Source organism: Streptomyces sp. NPDC058664, from assembly GCF_042716635.1.
Taxonomy (GTDB): domain Bacteria; phylum Actinomycetota; class Actinomycetes; order Streptomycetales; family Streptomycetaceae; genus Streptomyces.
Genome location: NZ_JBHXRW010000001.1, coordinates 59,828 through 74,312, shown reverse-complemented (window position 1 = coordinate 74,312; position 14,485 = coordinate 59,828). Strand labels below are relative to the sequence as shown.

General features: G+C 70.1%; 17 protein-coding genes. 6 read left to right on the top strand and 11 right to left on the bottom strand.

Annotated features, from left to right (window positions below; all coding sequences use genetic code 11):
• Nucleotides 1–88: 88 nt before the first annotated feature.
• Together rph and ACFWUY_RS00330 are read right to left on the bottom strand one after the other, a co-directional pair.
• Nucleotides 89–820 (bottom strand): ribonuclease PH, encoded by a 732-nt coding sequence (rph, locus tag ACFWUY_RS00335; protein WP_384100312.1) that lies wholly within the window; start codon nt 818–820, stop codon nt 89–91.
• Between the two features lie 89 nt (nt 821–909).
• On the bottom strand, nt 910–1,143 hold the full coding sequence (locus tag ACFWUY_RS00330) for a glucose PTS transporter subunit EIIB (protein ID WP_384100310.1): 234 nt from the start codon (nt 1,141–1,143) through the stop codon (nt 910–912).
• 235 nt (nt 1,144–1,378) lie between these two features.
• On the opposite strand from ACFWUY_RS00330, the gene ACFWUY_RS00325 reads away from it, so the two are divergent.
• A complete protein-coding gene (locus ACFWUY_RS00325; RefSeq protein WP_384100308.1) occupies nt 1,379–2,680 on the top strand; it encodes a PTS transporter subunit EIIC in 1,302 nt (433 codons plus the stop codon).
• 299 nt (nt 2,681–2,979) lie between these two features.
• Complete coding sequence (locus ACFWUY_RS00320; protein ID WP_384100306.1) at nt 2,980–4,230, top strand: PTS transporter subunit EIIC; 1,251 nt, start codon at nt 2,980–2,982, stop codon at nt 4,228–4,230.
• 72 nt (nt 4,231–4,302) lie between these two features.
• Here ACFWUY_RS00320 and ACFWUY_RS00315 read toward each other — a convergent pair whose 3' ends face one another.
• On the bottom strand, nt 4,303–5,055 hold the full coding sequence (locus ACFWUY_RS00315) for an MBL fold metallo-hydrolase (protein ID WP_384100304.1): 753 nt from the start codon (nt 5,053–5,055) through the stop codon (nt 4,303–4,305).
• Between the two features lie 201 nt (nt 5,056–5,256).
• Between ACFWUY_RS00315 and ACFWUY_RS00310 the strand changes: the two genes are divergently transcribed.
• On the top strand, nt 5,257–5,730 hold the full coding sequence (locus ACFWUY_RS00310; protein ID WP_384100302.1) for a type II toxin-antitoxin system PemK/MazF family toxin: 474 nt from the start codon (nt 5,257–5,259) through the stop codon (nt 5,728–5,730).
• 152 nt (nt 5,731–5,882) lie between these two features.
• Here the strand turns inward: ACFWUY_RS00310 and ACFWUY_RS00305 are convergent, their stop codons facing one another.
• From ACFWUY_RS00305 to ACFWUY_RS00290, 4 genes are all read right to left on the bottom strand, one after another.
• Nucleotides 5,883–6,833, bottom strand: a complete 951-nt coding sequence (locus ACFWUY_RS00305; protein ID WP_384100300.1) for a PLP-dependent cysteine synthase family protein — start codon at nt 6,831–6,833, stop codon at nt 5,883–5,885.
• Between the two features lie 4 nt (nt 6,834–6,837).
• Complete coding sequence (locus ACFWUY_RS00300; RefSeq protein ID WP_073807888.1) at nt 6,838–7,116, bottom strand: MoaD/ThiS family protein; 279 nt, start codon at nt 7,114–7,116, stop codon at nt 6,838–6,840.
• A gap of 92 nt (nt 7,117–7,208) precedes the next feature.
• Nucleotides 7,209–7,325 (bottom strand): putative leader peptide, encoded by a 117-nt coding sequence (locus tag ACFWUY_RS00295; protein WP_384100299.1) that lies wholly within the window; start codon nt 7,323–7,325, stop codon nt 7,209–7,211.
• Between the two features lie 115 nt (nt 7,326–7,440).
• Entirely contained in the window at nt 7,441–8,091 is a 651-nt protein-coding gene (locus tag ACFWUY_RS00290; protein WP_384100297.1) for an HD domain-containing protein, read from the bottom strand.
• A gap of 73 nt (nt 8,092–8,164) precedes the next feature.
• Here ACFWUY_RS00290 and ACFWUY_RS00285 point away from each other — a divergent pair, with 73 nt between their 5' ends.
• The gene (locus ACFWUY_RS00285) at nt 8,165–9,139 is read left to right on the top strand and encodes a GlxA family transcriptional regulator (protein ID WP_384100295.1); all 975 of its coding nucleotides are present in this window, start codon (nt 8,165–8,167) and stop codon (nt 9,137–9,139) included.
• Between the two features lie 6 nt (nt 9,140–9,145).
• Here ACFWUY_RS00285 and ACFWUY_RS00280 read toward each other — a convergent pair whose 3' ends face one another.
• From ACFWUY_RS00280 to clpS, 4 genes are all read right to left on the bottom strand, one after another.
• Nucleotides 9,146–9,574 carry a Mov34/MPN/PAD-1 family protein gene (locus ACFWUY_RS00280; RefSeq protein WP_384100293.1) on the bottom strand — a complete coding sequence of 143 codons (429 nt, stop codon included), beginning with the start codon at nt 9,572–9,574 and terminating at the stop codon, nt 9,146–9,148.
• Between the two features lie 76 nt (nt 9,575–9,650).
• Nucleotides 9,651–11,078 (bottom strand): amino acid permease, encoded by a 1,428-nt coding sequence (locus ACFWUY_RS00275; protein WP_384100291.1) that lies wholly within the window; start codon nt 11,076–11,078, stop codon nt 9,651–9,653.
• A gap of 345 nt (nt 11,079–11,423) precedes the next feature.
• Nucleotides 11,424–12,008 (bottom strand): DUF2017 domain-containing protein, encoded by a 585-nt coding sequence (locus ACFWUY_RS00270; protein WP_384100289.1) that lies wholly within the window; start codon nt 12,006–12,008, stop codon nt 11,424–11,426.
• Nucleotides 12,008–12,313, bottom strand: coding sequence for an ATP-dependent Clp protease adapter ClpS (gene clpS / locus ACFWUY_RS00265; RefSeq protein ID WP_030222252.1), 306 nt, complete (start codon nt 12,311–12,313; stop codon nt 12,008–12,010). The genes ACFWUY_RS00270 and clpS overlap by 1 nt, the downstream gene beginning before the upstream one ends.
• A gap of 146 nt (nt 12,314–12,459) precedes the next feature.
• On the opposite strand from clpS, the gene ACFWUY_RS00260 reads away from it, so the two are divergent.
• Both ACFWUY_RS00260 and ACFWUY_RS00255 read left to right on the top strand, forming a co-directional pair.
• Nucleotides 12,460–13,788, top strand: a complete 1,329-nt coding sequence (locus ACFWUY_RS00260) for a nicotinate phosphoribosyltransferase (protein WP_384100287.1) — start codon at nt 12,460–12,462, stop codon at nt 13,786–13,788.
• Between the two features lie 85 nt (nt 13,789–13,873).
• Nucleotides 13,874–14,473, top strand: coding sequence for a nicotinamidase (locus ACFWUY_RS00255; protein WP_384100285.1), 600 nt, complete (start codon nt 13,874–13,876; stop codon nt 14,471–14,473).
• Nucleotides 14,474–14,485 lie beyond the last annotated feature (12 nt).

Below are 14,485 nucleotides of genomic sequence, written 5' to 3'. Positions count from 1 at the left end.
GCGTGCGGGCGCACGGATCGTATCCGTGCGCCCGTGTGTCCGACAGGACGCGTCCAGGGGGTGGAGGGTTGCGACTACGGCGTTCCGACTACAGCGTGCCTTCGAGGGCCTTGCGCTGGATCTCGGCGAGTTCGGCGCAGCCGGCGGAGGCGAGGTCGAGGAGGGCGTTGAGTTCCTTGCGGTCGAAGGGCTCGGCCTCGGCGGTGCCCTGGACCTCGACGAAGCGGCCGTCGCCGGTGCAGACGACGTTCATGTCGGTGTCGGCGCGGACGTCCTCTTCGTAGCGGAGGTCGAGGAGGGGGGTGCCGTCGACGATGCCGACGGAGACGGCGGCGACGGTGCCGGTGAGGGGCTTGCGGCCGGCCTTGACGAGCTTCTTCTGCTGGGCCCAGGCGACGGCGTCGGCGAGGGCGACGTAGGCGCCGGTGATGGCGGCGGTGCGGGTGCCGCCGTCGGCCTGGAGGACGTCGCAGTCGAGGACGATGGTGTTCTCGCCGAGGGCCTTGTAGTCGATGACGGCGCGCAGGGAGCGGCCGATGAGGCGGGAGATCTCGTGGGTGCGGCCGCCGATCTTGCCGCGGACGGATTCGCGGTCGCCGCGGGTGTTGGTGGCGCGGGGGAGCATGGAGTACTCGCCGGTGACCCAGCCTTCTCCGCTGCCCTTGCGCCAGCGGGGGACGCCTTCGGTGACGGAGGCGGTGCAGAAGACCTTGGTGTCGCCGAAGGAGATGAGGACGGAGCCCTCGGCGTGCTTGCTCCAGCCGCGTTCGATGGTGACGGGGCGGAGCTGTTCGGGGGTACGGCCGTCGATTCGATCCATGGGTCGAGCCTAGCGGGACATGGCGAAGGGCCCGTTCCCCTGCCGGAACGGGCCCTTGACCGATGTGAGGGTGCTGGGGGGTCAGCTGCTCACATCATGTCTTCGATGTCGGCGGCGATCGGGTCGGCGTCGGTGCCGATGACGACCTGGATCGCGCTGCCCATCTTCACGACGCCGTGGGCGCCGGCGGCCTTGAGTGCGGCTTCGTCGACCAGGGCGGGGTCCACGACCTCGGTGCGCAGGCGGGTGATGCAGCCTTCGACCTCTTCGATGTTGTCGATGCCGCCGAGCCCGGCGACGATCTTCTCAGCCTTGCTGGCCATGTGTCTCTCCCTGTCCGTTCCGTTCGCGAGGATGCGAATCCCGGCGCACCTGCGGTCCGCTTTGTCACGGTAACTCACGGTTGGCCCAACTTCGCGAGCGAGTGCCACCGTTCTGTCGAATGATGACGATCACCGGCGGCCTGTCCTCAGCGGGCTCCCGGAGCCTACCGCAACTGGTCTACACCAGTGTGCAACGAGATGCGGACCCGGCTTGTTCCGGGCAGGGAGGACGCCGATGACCACCGACAGCGCCGCGGCGGCGCCGAGGAAGAAGTCCTGGGGGAGCGGGCTCTTCCAGGGGCTCCAGAAGATGGGCCGCAGCCTCCAGCTCCCGATCGCCGTCCTTCCGGCCGCCGGCATCATCAACCGGCTCGGTCAGCCGGACGTCTTCGGCGCGGAGGGGCTCGGCTGGGACAACGTCGCCAAGGTGATGGCCGGCGCGGGCGGGGCGCTGCTCGACGGCAGCCTCGGCCTGCCGCTGCTGTTCTGCATCGGTGTCGCGATCGGCATGGCGAAGAAGTCGGACGGTTCGACGGCACTCGCGGCCGTCGTCGGCTTCCTCGTGTACTACACGGTGCTGCGCCAGTTCCCGAAGGACTGCCCCGAGGGGACGAAGGACATCGTCGGCGGCTGCCTGGGGGTCGACGACTCCTTCGCCGGTTACACGTACCAGAATCCCGGGGTGTTCGGCGGCATCATCATGGGCCTGCTGACCGCGTACCTGTGGCAGCGGTACCACCGGAAGAAGCTCGTCGACTGGCTCGGCTTCTTCAACGGCCGCCGGCTCGTGCCGATCATCATGACGTTCGTGGCGATCGCGTTCGCCGCGCTCTGCCTGTGGGTCTGGCCGCCGATCGGTGACGCCCTGGAGAGCTTCAGCGACTGGCTGGTCGGGCTCGGCGCGTGGGGTTCGGGCATCTTCGGCGTCGCGAACCGCGCCCTGCTCGTGATCGGCCTGCACCAGTTCCTGAACGTGCCCATCTGGTTCCAGTTCGGCAGCTACGAGAAGCCGGACGGCACGGTGGTCCACGGTGACATCCCCATGTTCCTCGCGGGCGACCCGAACGCCGGTCAGTTCCTGACGGGCTTCTTCCCGATCATGATGTTCGCCCTCCCGGCGGCGGCGCTCGCGATCACCCACTGCGCGAAGCCGCACCGGCGCAAGGAGGTCGGCGGTCTGATGCTGTCGGTGGCGCTGACGTCGTTCGTCACGGGCATCACCGAGCCGCTGGAGTACTCGTTCCTCTTCGTCGCGCCGGCGCTGTACGTGATCCACGCGGTGCTGACGGGCGTCTCGATGGCGGTGACGTGGGCGCTGGGGGTGAAGGACGGCTTCAGCTTCTCGGCGGGCCTGATCGACTACGGGATCAACTGGAACCTGGCGACGAAGCCGTGGCTGATCATTCCGATCGGTCTCGGTTTCGCGGTGGTGTACTACGTGATCTTCCGGTTCGCGATCACCAAGTTCAACCTTCCGACGCCCGGGCGCGAGCCGGAGGAGGTCGAGGAGGAGATGGAGCGGGACAACATCAAGTGACCGTGCGCCCGCCTGTCGGAACCTGACCGTTTCAGGGCTTTCGTCTCGTACGTGAGCCCCTGCGCGAGGCCCCTGAAAGGCCCCCGGACCTGGCCGTCCGGGGGCCTTTCGCCGTTCATTTCCGGCTATGGCCGAGTACACAAAATTCGCAGGTTCCTTATCTAAGTCTCACGTGCTACAACTGGTCTACACCACTCATTGGTGTAGACCACGCGGTCCAGACCACCGCGTTCCACGAGACGTCGCCGTCCCCCTTTCTCCTGTCCCCTGGCGGCGCCTTGCCTTACTGGAGGAAGTTGATGAGTACGGCCACCGCCCAGGCCGCCGCTCCCGCGAAGAAGCGCGGATCCGGCCTGTTCCAGGGCCTGCAGAAGGTCGGTCGCAGCCTGCAGCTGCCGATCGCCGTACTGCCGGCCGCGGGTATCTTGCTCCGTCTCGGCCAGGCCGACGTCCAGGAGAAGCTGAACCTGCCCGACAAGGTCACGGCAGTGTTCGCCACAGCCGGTGGCGCGATCTTCGACAACCTGCCCCTGCTCTTCTGCATCGGTGTCGCCATCGGCTTCGCCAAGAAGGCGGACGGCTCCACCGCTCTGGCCGCGCTCGTCGGCTTCCTGGTCTACAGCAACGTGCTGAAGGCGTTCCCCGTCGCCGAGGCGCAGATCCAGGCCGGGGCGGACGTCGCCGCGAAGTACAACAACCCTGGTGTCCTCGGCGGCATCCTGATGGGTCTGATATCGGCCGTCCTGTGGCAGAAGTTCCACCGCACCAAGCTGGTGGACTGGCTCGGCTTCTTCAACGGCCGCCGTCTCGTCCCGATCATCATGGCCTTCGTCGGCACCGCGGTCGGCGTCGTCTTCGGCCTGGTCTGGGAGCCGATCGGTGAGGGCATCTCCAGCTTCGGCGAGTGGATGACCGGCCTCGGCGCCGGTGGCGCCGGCCTCTTCGGCCTCATCAACCGCGCGCTGATCCCCGTCGGCATGCATCAGTTCGTGAACACCGTCTCCTGGTTCCAGATCGGTGACTTCACCAACGCCGCCGGCGAGGTCGTCCACGGTGACCTCAACCGCTTCTTCGCCGGTGACCCGAGCGCCGGAATCTTCATGTCGGGCTTCTTCCCGATCATGATGTTCGGCCTCCCGGCCGCCGCGATCGCCATCGCCCACGCCGCTCGTCCCGAGCGCCGCAAGGCCGTGATGGGCATGATGGTCTCCCTCGCGCTGACCTCCTTCGTCACCGGCATCACGGAGCCGATCGAGTTCACCTTCATGTTCATCGCGCCGGTCCTGTACGCGATCCACGCCGTCCTGACCGCCATATCCATGGCCGTCACCTGGGCCCTCGGTGTCCACGCGGGCTTCACCTTCTCGGCAGGCCTGATCGACTACGGCCTGAACTGGAGCCTCTCGACCAAGCCCTGGCTGATCATCCCGATCGGTCTCGTCTTCGCAGTGATCTACTACGTGGTCTTCCGCTTCGCGATCACCAAGTTCAACCTCCCCACCCCGGGCCGCGAGCCCGACGAGGAGCTCGAGGACCTCACCAAGGCGTGAGCCCCGCCTGAGCCTCGCCCGCATCGAAGAGGGGCCCCGGAACCGTACGGTTCCGGGGCCCCTCTCGTCGTTTCAGACCTCGTACACCGCGCCCGGTCTCGCCAGCTCCGACGGCCCCGCGTACACCTCGCGCGCGTCCGCCAGGTTCCGTTCGCCGTCGGTCCACGGCGGGATGTGGGTGAGGACGAGCCGGCCGACCGCCGAGCGGGACGCCTCCGCGCCCGCCTCCCGGCCGTTGAGGTGGAGCGCCGGGATGTCCTCCTTGCCGTGGGTGAAGGACGCCTCGCAGAGGAAGAGGTCGGTGCCCCGGGCGAGGTCGTGGAGCGACTCGCAGACCCCGGTGTCGCCGGAGTACGTCAGCGAACGGCCGCCGTGCTCGATCCGGATGCCGTACGCCTCGACCGGGTGGCACACCTTCTCCGTACGGACGGAGAACGGGCCGATCTCGAAGGCGCCCGATTTCAGGGTGCGGAAGTCGAAGACCTCGCTCATCGAGGTGGGGGACGGGGTGTCCGCGTACGCCGTGGTCAGCCGCTGTTCGGCGCCCTCCGGGGCGTAGACGGGGATCGCGTCGCAGCGTCCGCCCTCGTGCCGGTAGTAGCGGGCGACGAAGTACCCGCACATGTCGATGCAGTGGTCGGCGTGCAGGTGGCTGAGGAAGATCGCGTCGAGGTCGTACAGACCGATGTGTCGCTGCAGCTCGCCCAGGGCGCCGTTGCCCATGTCGAGGAGCAGCCGGAAGCCGTCGGCCTCGACGAGGTAGCTCGAACAGGCCGAGTCCGCGGACGGGAACGACCCGGAGCAGCCGACGACGGTGAGCTTCATGGAGCGGGAACCTCCGTGGACGGATACGGAAAGCGCGCTGGGGAGGGGAGGCTGTGCGGTCTGTCGAGCGTAAGGCGCTCCCGGGCCTGTCGCTCCTTCGTGGTGGCCCGTTGTGGGCGAACTCACGGGCTCTGTCACCGGTTCGGATGGATGGCGGGCCGCCTCGGCGGAGTGAGGCACGCGCCGGTACCGTCTTGGGGTATGGACACGTCGTGGTGGCCCGCGCTGGTCGCGGTCGTGGTGATCGCGCTGGTCGTGGCGCTCGCCGACGGACGGAAGCGTTCCGTACGCCGGCCCACGCGCCGCCCTCCGGAGCGGACGCGGCCGCCGGGCCGGCCCGCCGGGCCCCGGAAGGCGCCGTCGCGGTTGCCGAGGCCGGCGGAGATCTGGTGGGCGGACGTGCCGTTCGAGGACGGGCCCGGTTCGAAGGACCGGCCGTGTCTGGTGCTGTCGCTGCGCGGGGACACCGCGCTGGTCGCCAAGATCACCAGCAAGTACCACGACGAGCGGCCGGGGGTGATCGCGCTGCCGCCGGGGGCGGTGGGCGACGCGCAGGGGCGGCCGAGCTTCCTGGAGACGGACGAGCTGCGGGAGGTGCCCGTGGCGGACTTCCGCCGGAGAGCGGGAACGGCGGACCCGGTCGTGTGGGACCGGGTCCGCCATCTGGCGCGGTAGCGCGGGTTACGGAGCCGGGTGCGGGTGCTCTTCGCGGCGCCCGGCTGCCGGTGCGGGTCCAGGCGCGAGAGCCTGGGTCCGGCAGGGGGCGCCGTCCGTTGTGCCCACCCGTTCCGCCCCAGCGGAACGAATGCCCACGACTACAACGACACCTACGCCCAGAGTTGGCCCTGGACCGTTGCGATCGCTTCTTCCGTCGTCTTCGCCGTGTAGAGGCCCGTCGACAGGTACTTCCAGCCGCCGTCGGCAACGACGAAGGCGATGTCCGCGCTCTCGCCGGCCTTGAGCGCCTTGTTGCCGACGCCGATGGCGGCGTGCAGGGCGGCGCCCGTGGAGACGCCCGCGAAGATGCCCTCCTGCTGAAGGAGTTCGCGGGTGCGGGTGACCGCGTCGGCGGAGCCGACGGAGAAGCGGGTGGTGAGGACGGAGGCGTCGTACAGCTCCGGTACGAAGCCCTCGTCGAGGTTCCGGAGGCCGTAGACGAGGTCGTCGTAGCGCGGTTCGGCGGCGACGATCTTGACGTCGGGCTTCTGTTCGCGCAGGTAGCGGCCGACGCCCATGAGGGTTCCCGTCGTGCCGAGGCCGGCCACGAAGTGGGTGATCGAGGGCAGGTCGGCGAGGATCTCGGGGCCGGTGGTGGCGTAGTGGGCGCCCGCGTTGTGCGGGTTGCCGTACTGGTAGAGCATCACCCAGGAGGGGTTCTCGGCGGCGAGTTCCTTGGCGACGCGTACCGCCGTGTTCGATCCGCCCGCCGCGGGGGACGAGATGATCTCGGCGCCCCACATGGCGAGCAGCTGGCGGCGCTCCTCGCTGGTGTTCTCGGGCATGACGCAGACGATGCGGTAGCCCTTGAGCTTGGCGGCCATGGCGAGGGAGATGCCGGTGTTGCCGCTGGTCGGCTCCAGGATGGTGCAGCCGGGGGTGAGACGGCCGTCCTTCTCGGCCTGCTCGATCATGTGGAGCGCGGGGCGGTCCTTGACCGAGCCGGTCGGGTTGCGGTCCTCCAGCTTCGCCCAGATGCGGACGTCGTCCGAGGGCGAGAGCCGGGGGAGGCGGACCAGCGGCGTGTTGCCGACCGCCGCCAGCGAGGAGTCGTAGCGCATGTGCTCAGACCATGCCACCGGCGACGGCCGGCAGGATCGTGACGTTGTCGCCGTCGGTGAGCTTGGTGTCGATGCCGTCGAGGAAGCGGACGTCCTCGTCGTTCAGGTAGACGTTGACGAAGCGGCGGAGCTTGCCGCCGTCGACGATGCGGGCCTCGATCCCGGTGTGGCGGGACTCCAGGTCGGCGAAGAGCTCGGCAAGGGTCGCGCCGCTGCCCTCGACGGCCTTCTCCCCGTCGGTGTAGGTGCGGAGGATGGTCGGGATGCGGACCTCGATGGCCATGGCGTGGGCTCCTGTCGGAAGTGGCGTGGTGGGCGCGCGGCTGGGGCCCCCGCGCGGAGGGGGGTCGTACGGAGGTGCGCTCGGCCGGTCGCTCAGAGCGCAGCGCGGGACGGACAGATCGCGCTGGCGAGGCGGCACAGGTCGACGTGCAGGCGGCCTACGAGCATGACTGTGCTCGGAGTCTCTTCGCTCACGTCGTGGGAAACCATGGGCTCATCGTATCGATTCCCGGTCCGGGTTTCGGAATGTGATCTCACATGGTGGATGATTCCTGCCCGCCTGCCGGACGGGACCCCCGATTGACCTCGTTCTCCGCCCTTTCCTTCACTCGGGCCAGGCGGAGTTCCGGATGGTCGTCACGAAGTCGCCGGGCGTGAAGCCGGGGACGTAGTGGCGCAGGACGTCGGCCTTCACGTTGCCGAAGGTGGTGTCCGGCCTGGGGGCGACGCCCTCGGCGAAGGCCTCCAGGATCCGCCGCTTGAAGTCGGGGCGGGGGTGGGCGGCGACGATCTCGGCCCGGTCCTCGGGGGTGACGGCGGTGGGGTCGTCGTAGCCGATGCCGAGGACGTCGTACTCGACGCCGGCCGTGACGAGGGCGATCTCGGGTTCCATGAACTCGGGGATCCCGGGGGTGGTGTGGAGGGCGATCGCGGTCCAGACGCGGCGGACGGCGTCCTCGTCCGCGCCCTGCGCGCGGAGGAAGGCGGCGGCCCCCTCGGCGCCGTCGACCTCGAAGCGGCGGCCGCTCGACCGGTGGGCCTCCCCCAGGCCGAGGTCGTGGAACATGGCGCCCACGTAGAGGAGTTCGGGGTCGAAGGCGAGGCCGCGGGCGTGGCCCCTGAGGGCGCCGAAGAGGTAGACGCGGCGGGAGTGGTGGTAGACGAGGTCGCTCGCCGTGTCGCGGACGAGTTCGGTGGCGGCGGTGGCGAGCTTGCTGTCGGGGATCAGCGCGAGTGCGTTCATGCGTGTGTTCATGCGGACCAGCCTCGTCGCCGGGGCCACACCCCCGCCATGTCCTCGGAGACAGGGATCCCACAGAATCGGACACATGTCTCTCCACTGCGTGACGGTGCTGGCCTTCGACGGGGTCCGGCTGCTCGACGTCTCCGCGCCCCTCGAGGTGTTCTCCACGGCCGGGCCGGGTTACGGGGTACGGGTCTGCTCGCCCGGCGGGCGGGACGTCCGGGCCTCGTGCGGGCTGCGGATCGGCGCCGACCTCGCGGCCGAGGAGGTGTCGGGCGCGGACACGCTGATCGTGCCGGGGGCCGTGGACGTGGAGCTCTGCGCGGCGCTCGCGCCGACGGTGGCGGCCCTGGCGGCGCGCTCGCGGCGGGTGGCGTCCGTCTGTACGGGTGCCTTCGCGCTCGGGGCGGCGGGGCTGCTCGCGGGGCGGCGGGCGACGACGCACTGGGAGCACGCGGCGGAGCTCGCCCGGCGCCATCCGGACGTGGAGGTGACGGCGGACGCGATCCACGTGCGGGACGGCGAGGTGTGGAGTTCGGCGGGGGTGACGGCCGGGATCGACCTGTGTCTGGCCCTGGTGGAGGAGGACCGGGGGCCGGCGGCGGCGCGCGCGGTGGCGCGGGACCTGGTGGTCTTCCTCCAGCGGCCGGGCGGGCAGTCGCAGTTCTCGGCGGTCTCGCGCACTCCCCCGACCGGTCATCCGGTGGTCCGCCCGCTCCTTGACGCGGTGGCGGCGGATCCGGCGGCGGACCACAGCGCGTCGGCGCTCGCGCGGCGGGCGGGGATCAGCGCCCGGCATCTGGCCCGGCTGTTCCGGGAGCAGATCGGGGCGACCCCGGCGGCGTACGTGGAGCGCGTACGGGTGGAGGCGGCGCGGATGCTGCTCGAGGGCGGGGCGAGTGTGACGGGGGCGGCGGCGCGGAGCGGGCTCGGGAGTGACGAGAGTCTGCGGAGGGCGTTCGCCCGGCATTTCGGGGTGACGCCCTCCGCCTATCTGGCCCGGTTCCGTACGGCTTCGGGCGCGCCCTGCGCGTTCGTGGCGCGCCCTGCGCGTTCGTAGCGCGCCTTACGCGTCGTAGGCCTCGACGACCTTGATCTCTTCCTCGGTCACCACGCCCTCGACGATGGTGAAGGAGCGGAACTGGAAGGGGCCGGCGCCGTCGCTGTCGGCGGTGGAGACGAGGACGTAGTGGGCCTGGGGCTCGTTCGCGTACGAGATGTCCGTGCGGGACGGGTAGGCCTCGGTCGCGGTGTGCGAGTGGTAGATGACGACGGGCTCCTCGTCCCGGTCGTCCATCTCGCGGTAGAGCTTGAGCAGGTCCGCGGAGTCGAACTCGTAGAACGTGGGCGAGCGGGCCGCGTTGAGCATCGGGATGAAGCGCTCGGGACGGCCGCTGCCGGCCGGGCCCGCGACCACGCCGCAGGCCTCGTCGGGGTGGTCCTCGCGGGAGTGTTCCACGATCTGGTCGTACAGGGCCCGGGTGATGGTCAGCATGCCGACAGGATAAGCAGACGGGCCGCCCGGTACCGAGGAGTGGTACGGGACGGCCCGGATGCTGGGACGGGGGAGGTCAGGACCGCTTGGCGAAGGCCGCGCCCTCGGGGTTGCGGGACTTCAGGACCAGGTAGGAGACGCCGAGGATCAGGCCCCAGACCGGTGCGGCGTAGAGGGCGGTGCGGGCGCCTTCGTCGACGCCCATCATCACGATGACCATGCCGATGAAGAGGAGCGCGAACCAGCTGGTGTACGGGGCTCCCGGGGCCTTGAAGGTGGACTCGGGGAGCTCGCCGCGGTTCGCCTTGGCGCGGTAGCGGATCTGGCAGACCAGGATCATGATCCAGGCCCACATGCCGGAGATGGTGGCGAAGGAGACGACGTACTCGAAGGCCTTGCCGGGGGCGACGTAGTTGATCCAGACGCCGACGAGCATCAGCGAGGCCGAGAAGGTCAGGCCGAGCAGCGGGGTGCCGCTCTTGGTGAGGCGGGTGAAGACCTTCGGGCCCTGGCCGTTGAGGGCGAGGTCGCGCAGCATGCGGCCGGTGGAGTACATGCCCGAGTTGCAGGAGGACAGGGCGGCGGTCAGCACCACGAAGTTGACGATGGCGGCGCCGACGCCGAGGCCCATCTTCTGGAAGGCGGCGACGAACGGGGAGACGCCCGGCTGGAACTCGGTCCACGGGACGACCGACAGGATCATGATCAGCGCGCCGACGTAGAAGACGGCGATGCGCCACGGCACGGTGTTGATGGCCTTGGGCAGGACGGTCTTCGGGTCCTTGGACTCGCCCGCGGTGACGCCGACGAGCTCGACGGCGAGGAAGGCGAACATCACGATCTGCAGGGTCATCAGCGTGCTGCCGATGCCGTTCGGGAAGAAGCCGCCCTGGTTCCACAGGTGCGCGACGGTGGCGGTGTCGCCGGCGTCGGAGAAGCCGATGGTGAGGATGCCGGCGCAGATCAGGATCATGCCGATGATGGCGGTGACCTTGACCATGGAGAACCAGAACTCCAGCTCGCCGAAGAGCTTCACGGAGATCAGGTTGGCGCCGTAGAGGACGACCGTGAAGACGAGTGCGGAGATCCACTGCGGGATGTTCCACCAGTACGTCATGTAGGTGGCCGCGGCGGTGACCTCGGTGATGCCGGTGACGACCCAGAAGAGCCAGTACGTCCAGCCGGTGACGAAGCCCCAGAACGGGCCGACGAACTCGCGTGCGTACTCGGCGAAGGAGCCGGACACGGGGCGGTACATGAGCAGTTCGCCCAGGGCCCGCATGATGAAGAAGATGACCAGGCCGGCGATGGCGTACGCGAGGATCAGGCTGGGGCCCGCCTTGGCGATGGCCTTGCCGGCGCCGAGGAACAGGCCGGTGCCGATGGCACCGCCGATCGCGATCATCTGGATCTGCCGGGCGCCGAGGCCTCGCTGGTAGCCCTCGCCGCCGTCCACGGCCCCGTCGGTGCCGTCGTGCTGCTTGTCGACCTGCACAGAGGTCATGGTGGTGCGCCTTTCTCCATGCTGATCCGCGCGACTGCGAGTGCGTCTGCCGCGGATCAGATCCTGATCCCCCCGGATGTGGATGGAGTGCCACCGGCGGTCAGCCGGTCCGAGCGCCCTCGGGAACAGGGGTGGCGTCCCCGAGCGGTCGTGAAGATTTATCACGGGGTGGGGCGTGATCGAGGGAGTCGCGCGTGGCGCACGTCACAGAAAACGGCGGGCGAAAGGGATTCAAGACGACAAAGCGGACGCTCTGATAACGCATTCGTTATCCGGATTTGAGCGTCCGCTGAGCGAACACCGCGTGGCGGGGAGGCGTCGGGAAAGCGGTGGGGGACGGCGGGGTTACGGCATCAGGGTCTCGACGAGGGACTCCTGGAGCGCCCCCAGCCAGAGGTACGCCATCACCATCGGCTTGCGCGGGTCGGAGTCCGGCAGCCGGTACAGCTGCTCGCTCTCCTCGTCGTCGGTGACGTCGAGGCGGGTGCCGATGGTCAGCCGCAGGTCGTTGAGCGCGCCGAGCCACGCCCGGGACTCGCCCGCGGTCAGCTTGAGGACCGCGCCGCCCTCGCTCGCCGCGTCCGCGGAGAGCGCGTCGAGGGCGCGCACCACCACGAGGGCGTCCTCGCGCTTGCGGGCCCGCAGGTCGTTCTCGGTGTAGCGGCGGAAGTCGGAGGCGGCCGTCCGCAGCTCCTCGCTGTCGTCCCCGTACGCGTCGGGGAAGAGCCGCCTGAGGGCGGGGTCGGACGGCGGCTTGCTGGGGCCCTCGGCGAAGAGCGCGGCGAGCGGGTCCTCGTCCTTCGCGGGCTCGTCGCCCGGTCCGATCAGCTCCATGAGCTGGACGGCGAGGGAGCGGAGGATGGAGATCTCGACGTCGTCGAGGGCGACGGCGGCGCCACCGCCGGGCAGGGCCTCGAAGTGGCCGGCCATCAGCCGCGGTCCTGGGTGAGGGTCGCCCAGAGGCCGTAGCCGTGCATCGCCTGCACGTCGCGCTCCATCTCCTCGCGGGTGCCGCTGGAGACCACCGCGCGGCCCTTGTGGTGCACGTCGAGCATCAGTTTGTGCGCCTTGTCCTTGGAGTATCCGAAGTACGCCTGGAAGACGTAGGTCACGTAGCTCATCAGGTTGACCGGGTCGTTGTGCACGAGGGTCACCCACGGCACGTCCGGTTCGACGACCGCGGAGACCTCCTCGGCCGATTCCGTACGTTCGATCTCAATAGGCGCGACGCTCACTCACCCCATGCTGCCACTCCAGGGGCCCCGTCGCACAAACGGGTCACCCTTTCACGCGCGGACGGACCACCCGCTCGGCCCACGGTTCGTCACGACCCGCCACCCCTATTCGTCACTCTGACGATTTCTGCGCTAGCATCGTTGGCATGAACGCTGCGGACCTTGGGCTTCCGGTGGACGTGCCGTCGACCGCGCTCTTCACCGATCAGTACGAGCTGACCATGCTCCAGGCGGCCCTCCGGGCCGGCACCGCCGACCGGCGCTCGGTCTTCGAGGTCTTCACCCGGAGACTGCCCGAGGGGCGGCGCTACGGCGTCCTCGCGGGCGTCGGCCGGGTCCTGGACGCCGTCGAGAACTTCCGCTTCGACCCCGCCGTCCTGAGCTTCCTGCGCGAGCGCGGCATCGTCGACGAGCCGACCCTCGAATGGCTGGCCCGCTACCGCTTCTCCGGCGACATCTGGGGCTACCCCGAGGGCGAGGTGTACTTCCCCGGCTCCCCCGTCCTGCGCGTCGAGGGCTCCTTCGCCGAGTGCGTGCTCCTGGAGACGGTGATCCTCTCGATCCTCAACCACGACTCGGCCATCGCCGCCGCCGCCTCCCGCATGTCGGCCGCGGCCGGCGGGCGCCGCCTGATCGAGATGGGCGCCCGGCGCACCCACGAGCTGGCGGCCGTCGCCGCCTCCCGTGCCGCGTACGTCGGCGGCTTCGACTCGACCTCGGACCTCGCGGCCGGGTTCCGCTACGGCATCCCGACCGTCGGCACCTCCGCGCACGCCTTCACCCTCCTCCACGACAGCGAGCGGGACGCCTTCCGGGCGCAGGTGGAGTCCCTCGGACGCGGTACGACCCTGCTCGTCGACACGTACGACGTGGCCGAGGCCGTCCGTACCGCCGTGGAGGTGGCGGGGCCCGACCTCGGCGCCGTCCGCATCGACTCGGGCGACCTGCTGCTCGTCGCGCACCGGGTGCGGGCGCAGCTCGACGAGCTGGGCGCGCGGGACACGAGGATCGTCGTCACGTCGGACCTCGACGAGTACGCCATCGCCTCGCTCGCGGCGGCCCCGGTCGACGCGTACGGGGTGGGTACGCAGCTGGTCACCGGCAGTGGTCACCCGACCTGCTCGATGGTCTACAAGCTGGTGGCACGGGCCGCCTCGGCCGATCTCAGGGCACCGCTCGTGCCGGTGGCGAAGAAGTCGCTGGGCGGCAAGGCCTCGGTCGGCGGGCGCAAGTGGGCGGCGCGCCAGCCCGACGCGTACGGGGTCGCGGAGGCGGAGGTCGTGGGCACGGGACCCGTGCCGCCGGAGCTGGCCGACCACCAGCTCCTGGTGGAGCTGGTCAAGGGCGGCGACGTGGTGGCCAGGGAGCCGCTCGAGGCCGCCAGGTCCCGGCACATCGCGGCCCGTGCCGGGCTGCCGATGTCGGCGATCCAGCTGTCCCGCGGCGAGCCGGTGCTGCCGACGGAGTACATGTAAGGCGTCGGCGATGCCCCCTCCCGGTGACGGGGGGAAGTCTCTAGGCTCGAACCCACCCCTCCCCGACCCGCTAAGGACACCCGCCATGCACCGCGCATTGATCGTTGTGGACGTGCAGAACGACTTCTGCGAGGGGGGCAGCCTCGCGGTGACCGGCGGCGCGGACGTCGCCGCCGCCATCACCGACCTGGTCGGCCAGACGGCGGGCACCTCCTACCGGCACGTGGTCGCGACCCGCGACCACCACGTCGACCCGGGCGGGCACTTCGCCCCGGCGGGTGAGGAGCCGGACTACGTCACCTCCTGGCCGGTGCACTGCGTGGCCGGTACGGAGGGGGTGGGCTTCCACCCGAACTTCGCGCCGGCCGTCGCCAGCGGGGCGATCGACGCGGTCTTCGACAAGGGCGCGTACGACGCGGCGTACAGCGGCTTCGAGGGCCGCGACGAGAACGGGCGGACGCTCGCGGAGTGGCTGCGCGAGCGGGACGTCACCGAGGTCGACGTGGTGGGCATCGCCACCGACCACTGCGTCCGGGCGACGGCCCTGGACTCGGCCCGTGAGGGTTTCCGCACCCATGTGCTGCTCGACCTGACGGCGGGCGTCGCGAAGGAGACGACGGACCGGGCCCTGGAGGAGCTGCGGGCGGCGGGCGTGGAGCTGACGGGCAGGCCGGCGGTCGCGTAGGGCACGTCTCCG

What these genes read in the sequence shown, in the direction of transcription:
- ACFWUY_RS00260 (WP_384100287.1), top strand. Translation starts at nt 12,460, where the DNA reads ATGAACGCTGCGGACCTTGGGCTTCCGGTGGACGTGCCGTCGACCGCG.
- ACFWUY_RS00330 (WP_384100310.1), bottom strand. Translation starts at nt 1,143, where the DNA reads ATGGCCAGCAAGGCTGAGAAGATCGTCGCCGGGCTCGGCGGCATCGAC.
- ACFWUY_RS00280 (WP_384100293.1), bottom strand. Translation starts at nt 9,574, where the DNA reads ATGCTGACCATCACCCGGGCCCTGTACGACCAGATCGTGGAACACTCC.
- ACFWUY_RS00290 (WP_384100297.1), bottom strand. Translation starts at nt 8,091, where the DNA reads ATGAACACACGCATGAACGCACTCGCGCTGATCCCCGACAGCAAGCTC.
- rph (WP_384100312.1), bottom strand. Translation starts at nt 820, where the DNA reads ATGGATCGAATCGACGGCCGTACCCCCGAACAGCTCCGCCCCGTCACC.
- ACFWUY_RS00270 (WP_384100289.1), bottom strand. Translation starts at nt 12,008, where the DNA reads ATGGCCGGCCACTTCGAGGCCCTGCCCGGCGGTGGCGCCGCCGTCGCC.
- ACFWUY_RS00310 (WP_384100302.1), top strand. Translation starts at nt 5,257, where the DNA reads ATGGACACGTCGTGGTGGCCCGCGCTGGTCGCGGTCGTGGTGATCGCG.
- ACFWUY_RS00255 (WP_384100285.1), top strand. Translation starts at nt 13,874, where the DNA reads ATGCACCGCGCATTGATCGTTGTGGACGTGCAGAACGACTTCTGCGAG.
- ACFWUY_RS00325 (WP_384100308.1), top strand. Translation starts at nt 1,379, where the DNA reads ATGACCACCGACAGCGCCGCGGCGGCGCCGAGGAAGAAGTCCTGGGGG.
- ACFWUY_RS00285 (WP_384100295.1), top strand. Translation starts at nt 8,165, where the DNA reads ATGTCTCTCCACTGCGTGACGGTGCTGGCCTTCGACGGGGTCCGGCTG.
- ACFWUY_RS00295 (WP_384100299.1), bottom strand. Translation starts at nt 7,325, where the DNA reads ATGGTTTCCCACGACGTGAGCGAAGAGACTCCGAGCACAGTCATGCTC.
- ACFWUY_RS00305 (WP_384100300.1), bottom strand. Translation starts at nt 6,833, where the DNA reads ATGCGCTACGACTCCTCGCTGGCGGCGGTCGGCAACACGCCGCTGGTC.
- ACFWUY_RS00320 (WP_384100306.1), top strand. Translation starts at nt 2,980, where the DNA reads ATGAGTACGGCCACCGCCCAGGCCGCCGCTCCCGCGAAGAAGCGCGGA.
- ACFWUY_RS00275 (WP_384100291.1), bottom strand. Translation starts at nt 11,078, where the DNA reads ATGACCTCTGTGCAGGTCGACAAGCAGCACGACGGCACCGACGGGGCC.
- ACFWUY_RS00300 (WP_073807888.1), bottom strand. Translation starts at nt 7,116, where the DNA reads ATGGCCATCGAGGTCCGCATCCCGACCATCCTCCGCACCTACACCGAC.
- ACFWUY_RS00315 (WP_384100304.1), bottom strand. Translation starts at nt 5,055, where the DNA reads ATGAAGCTCACCGTCGTCGGCTGCTCCGGGTCGTTCCCGTCCGCGGAC.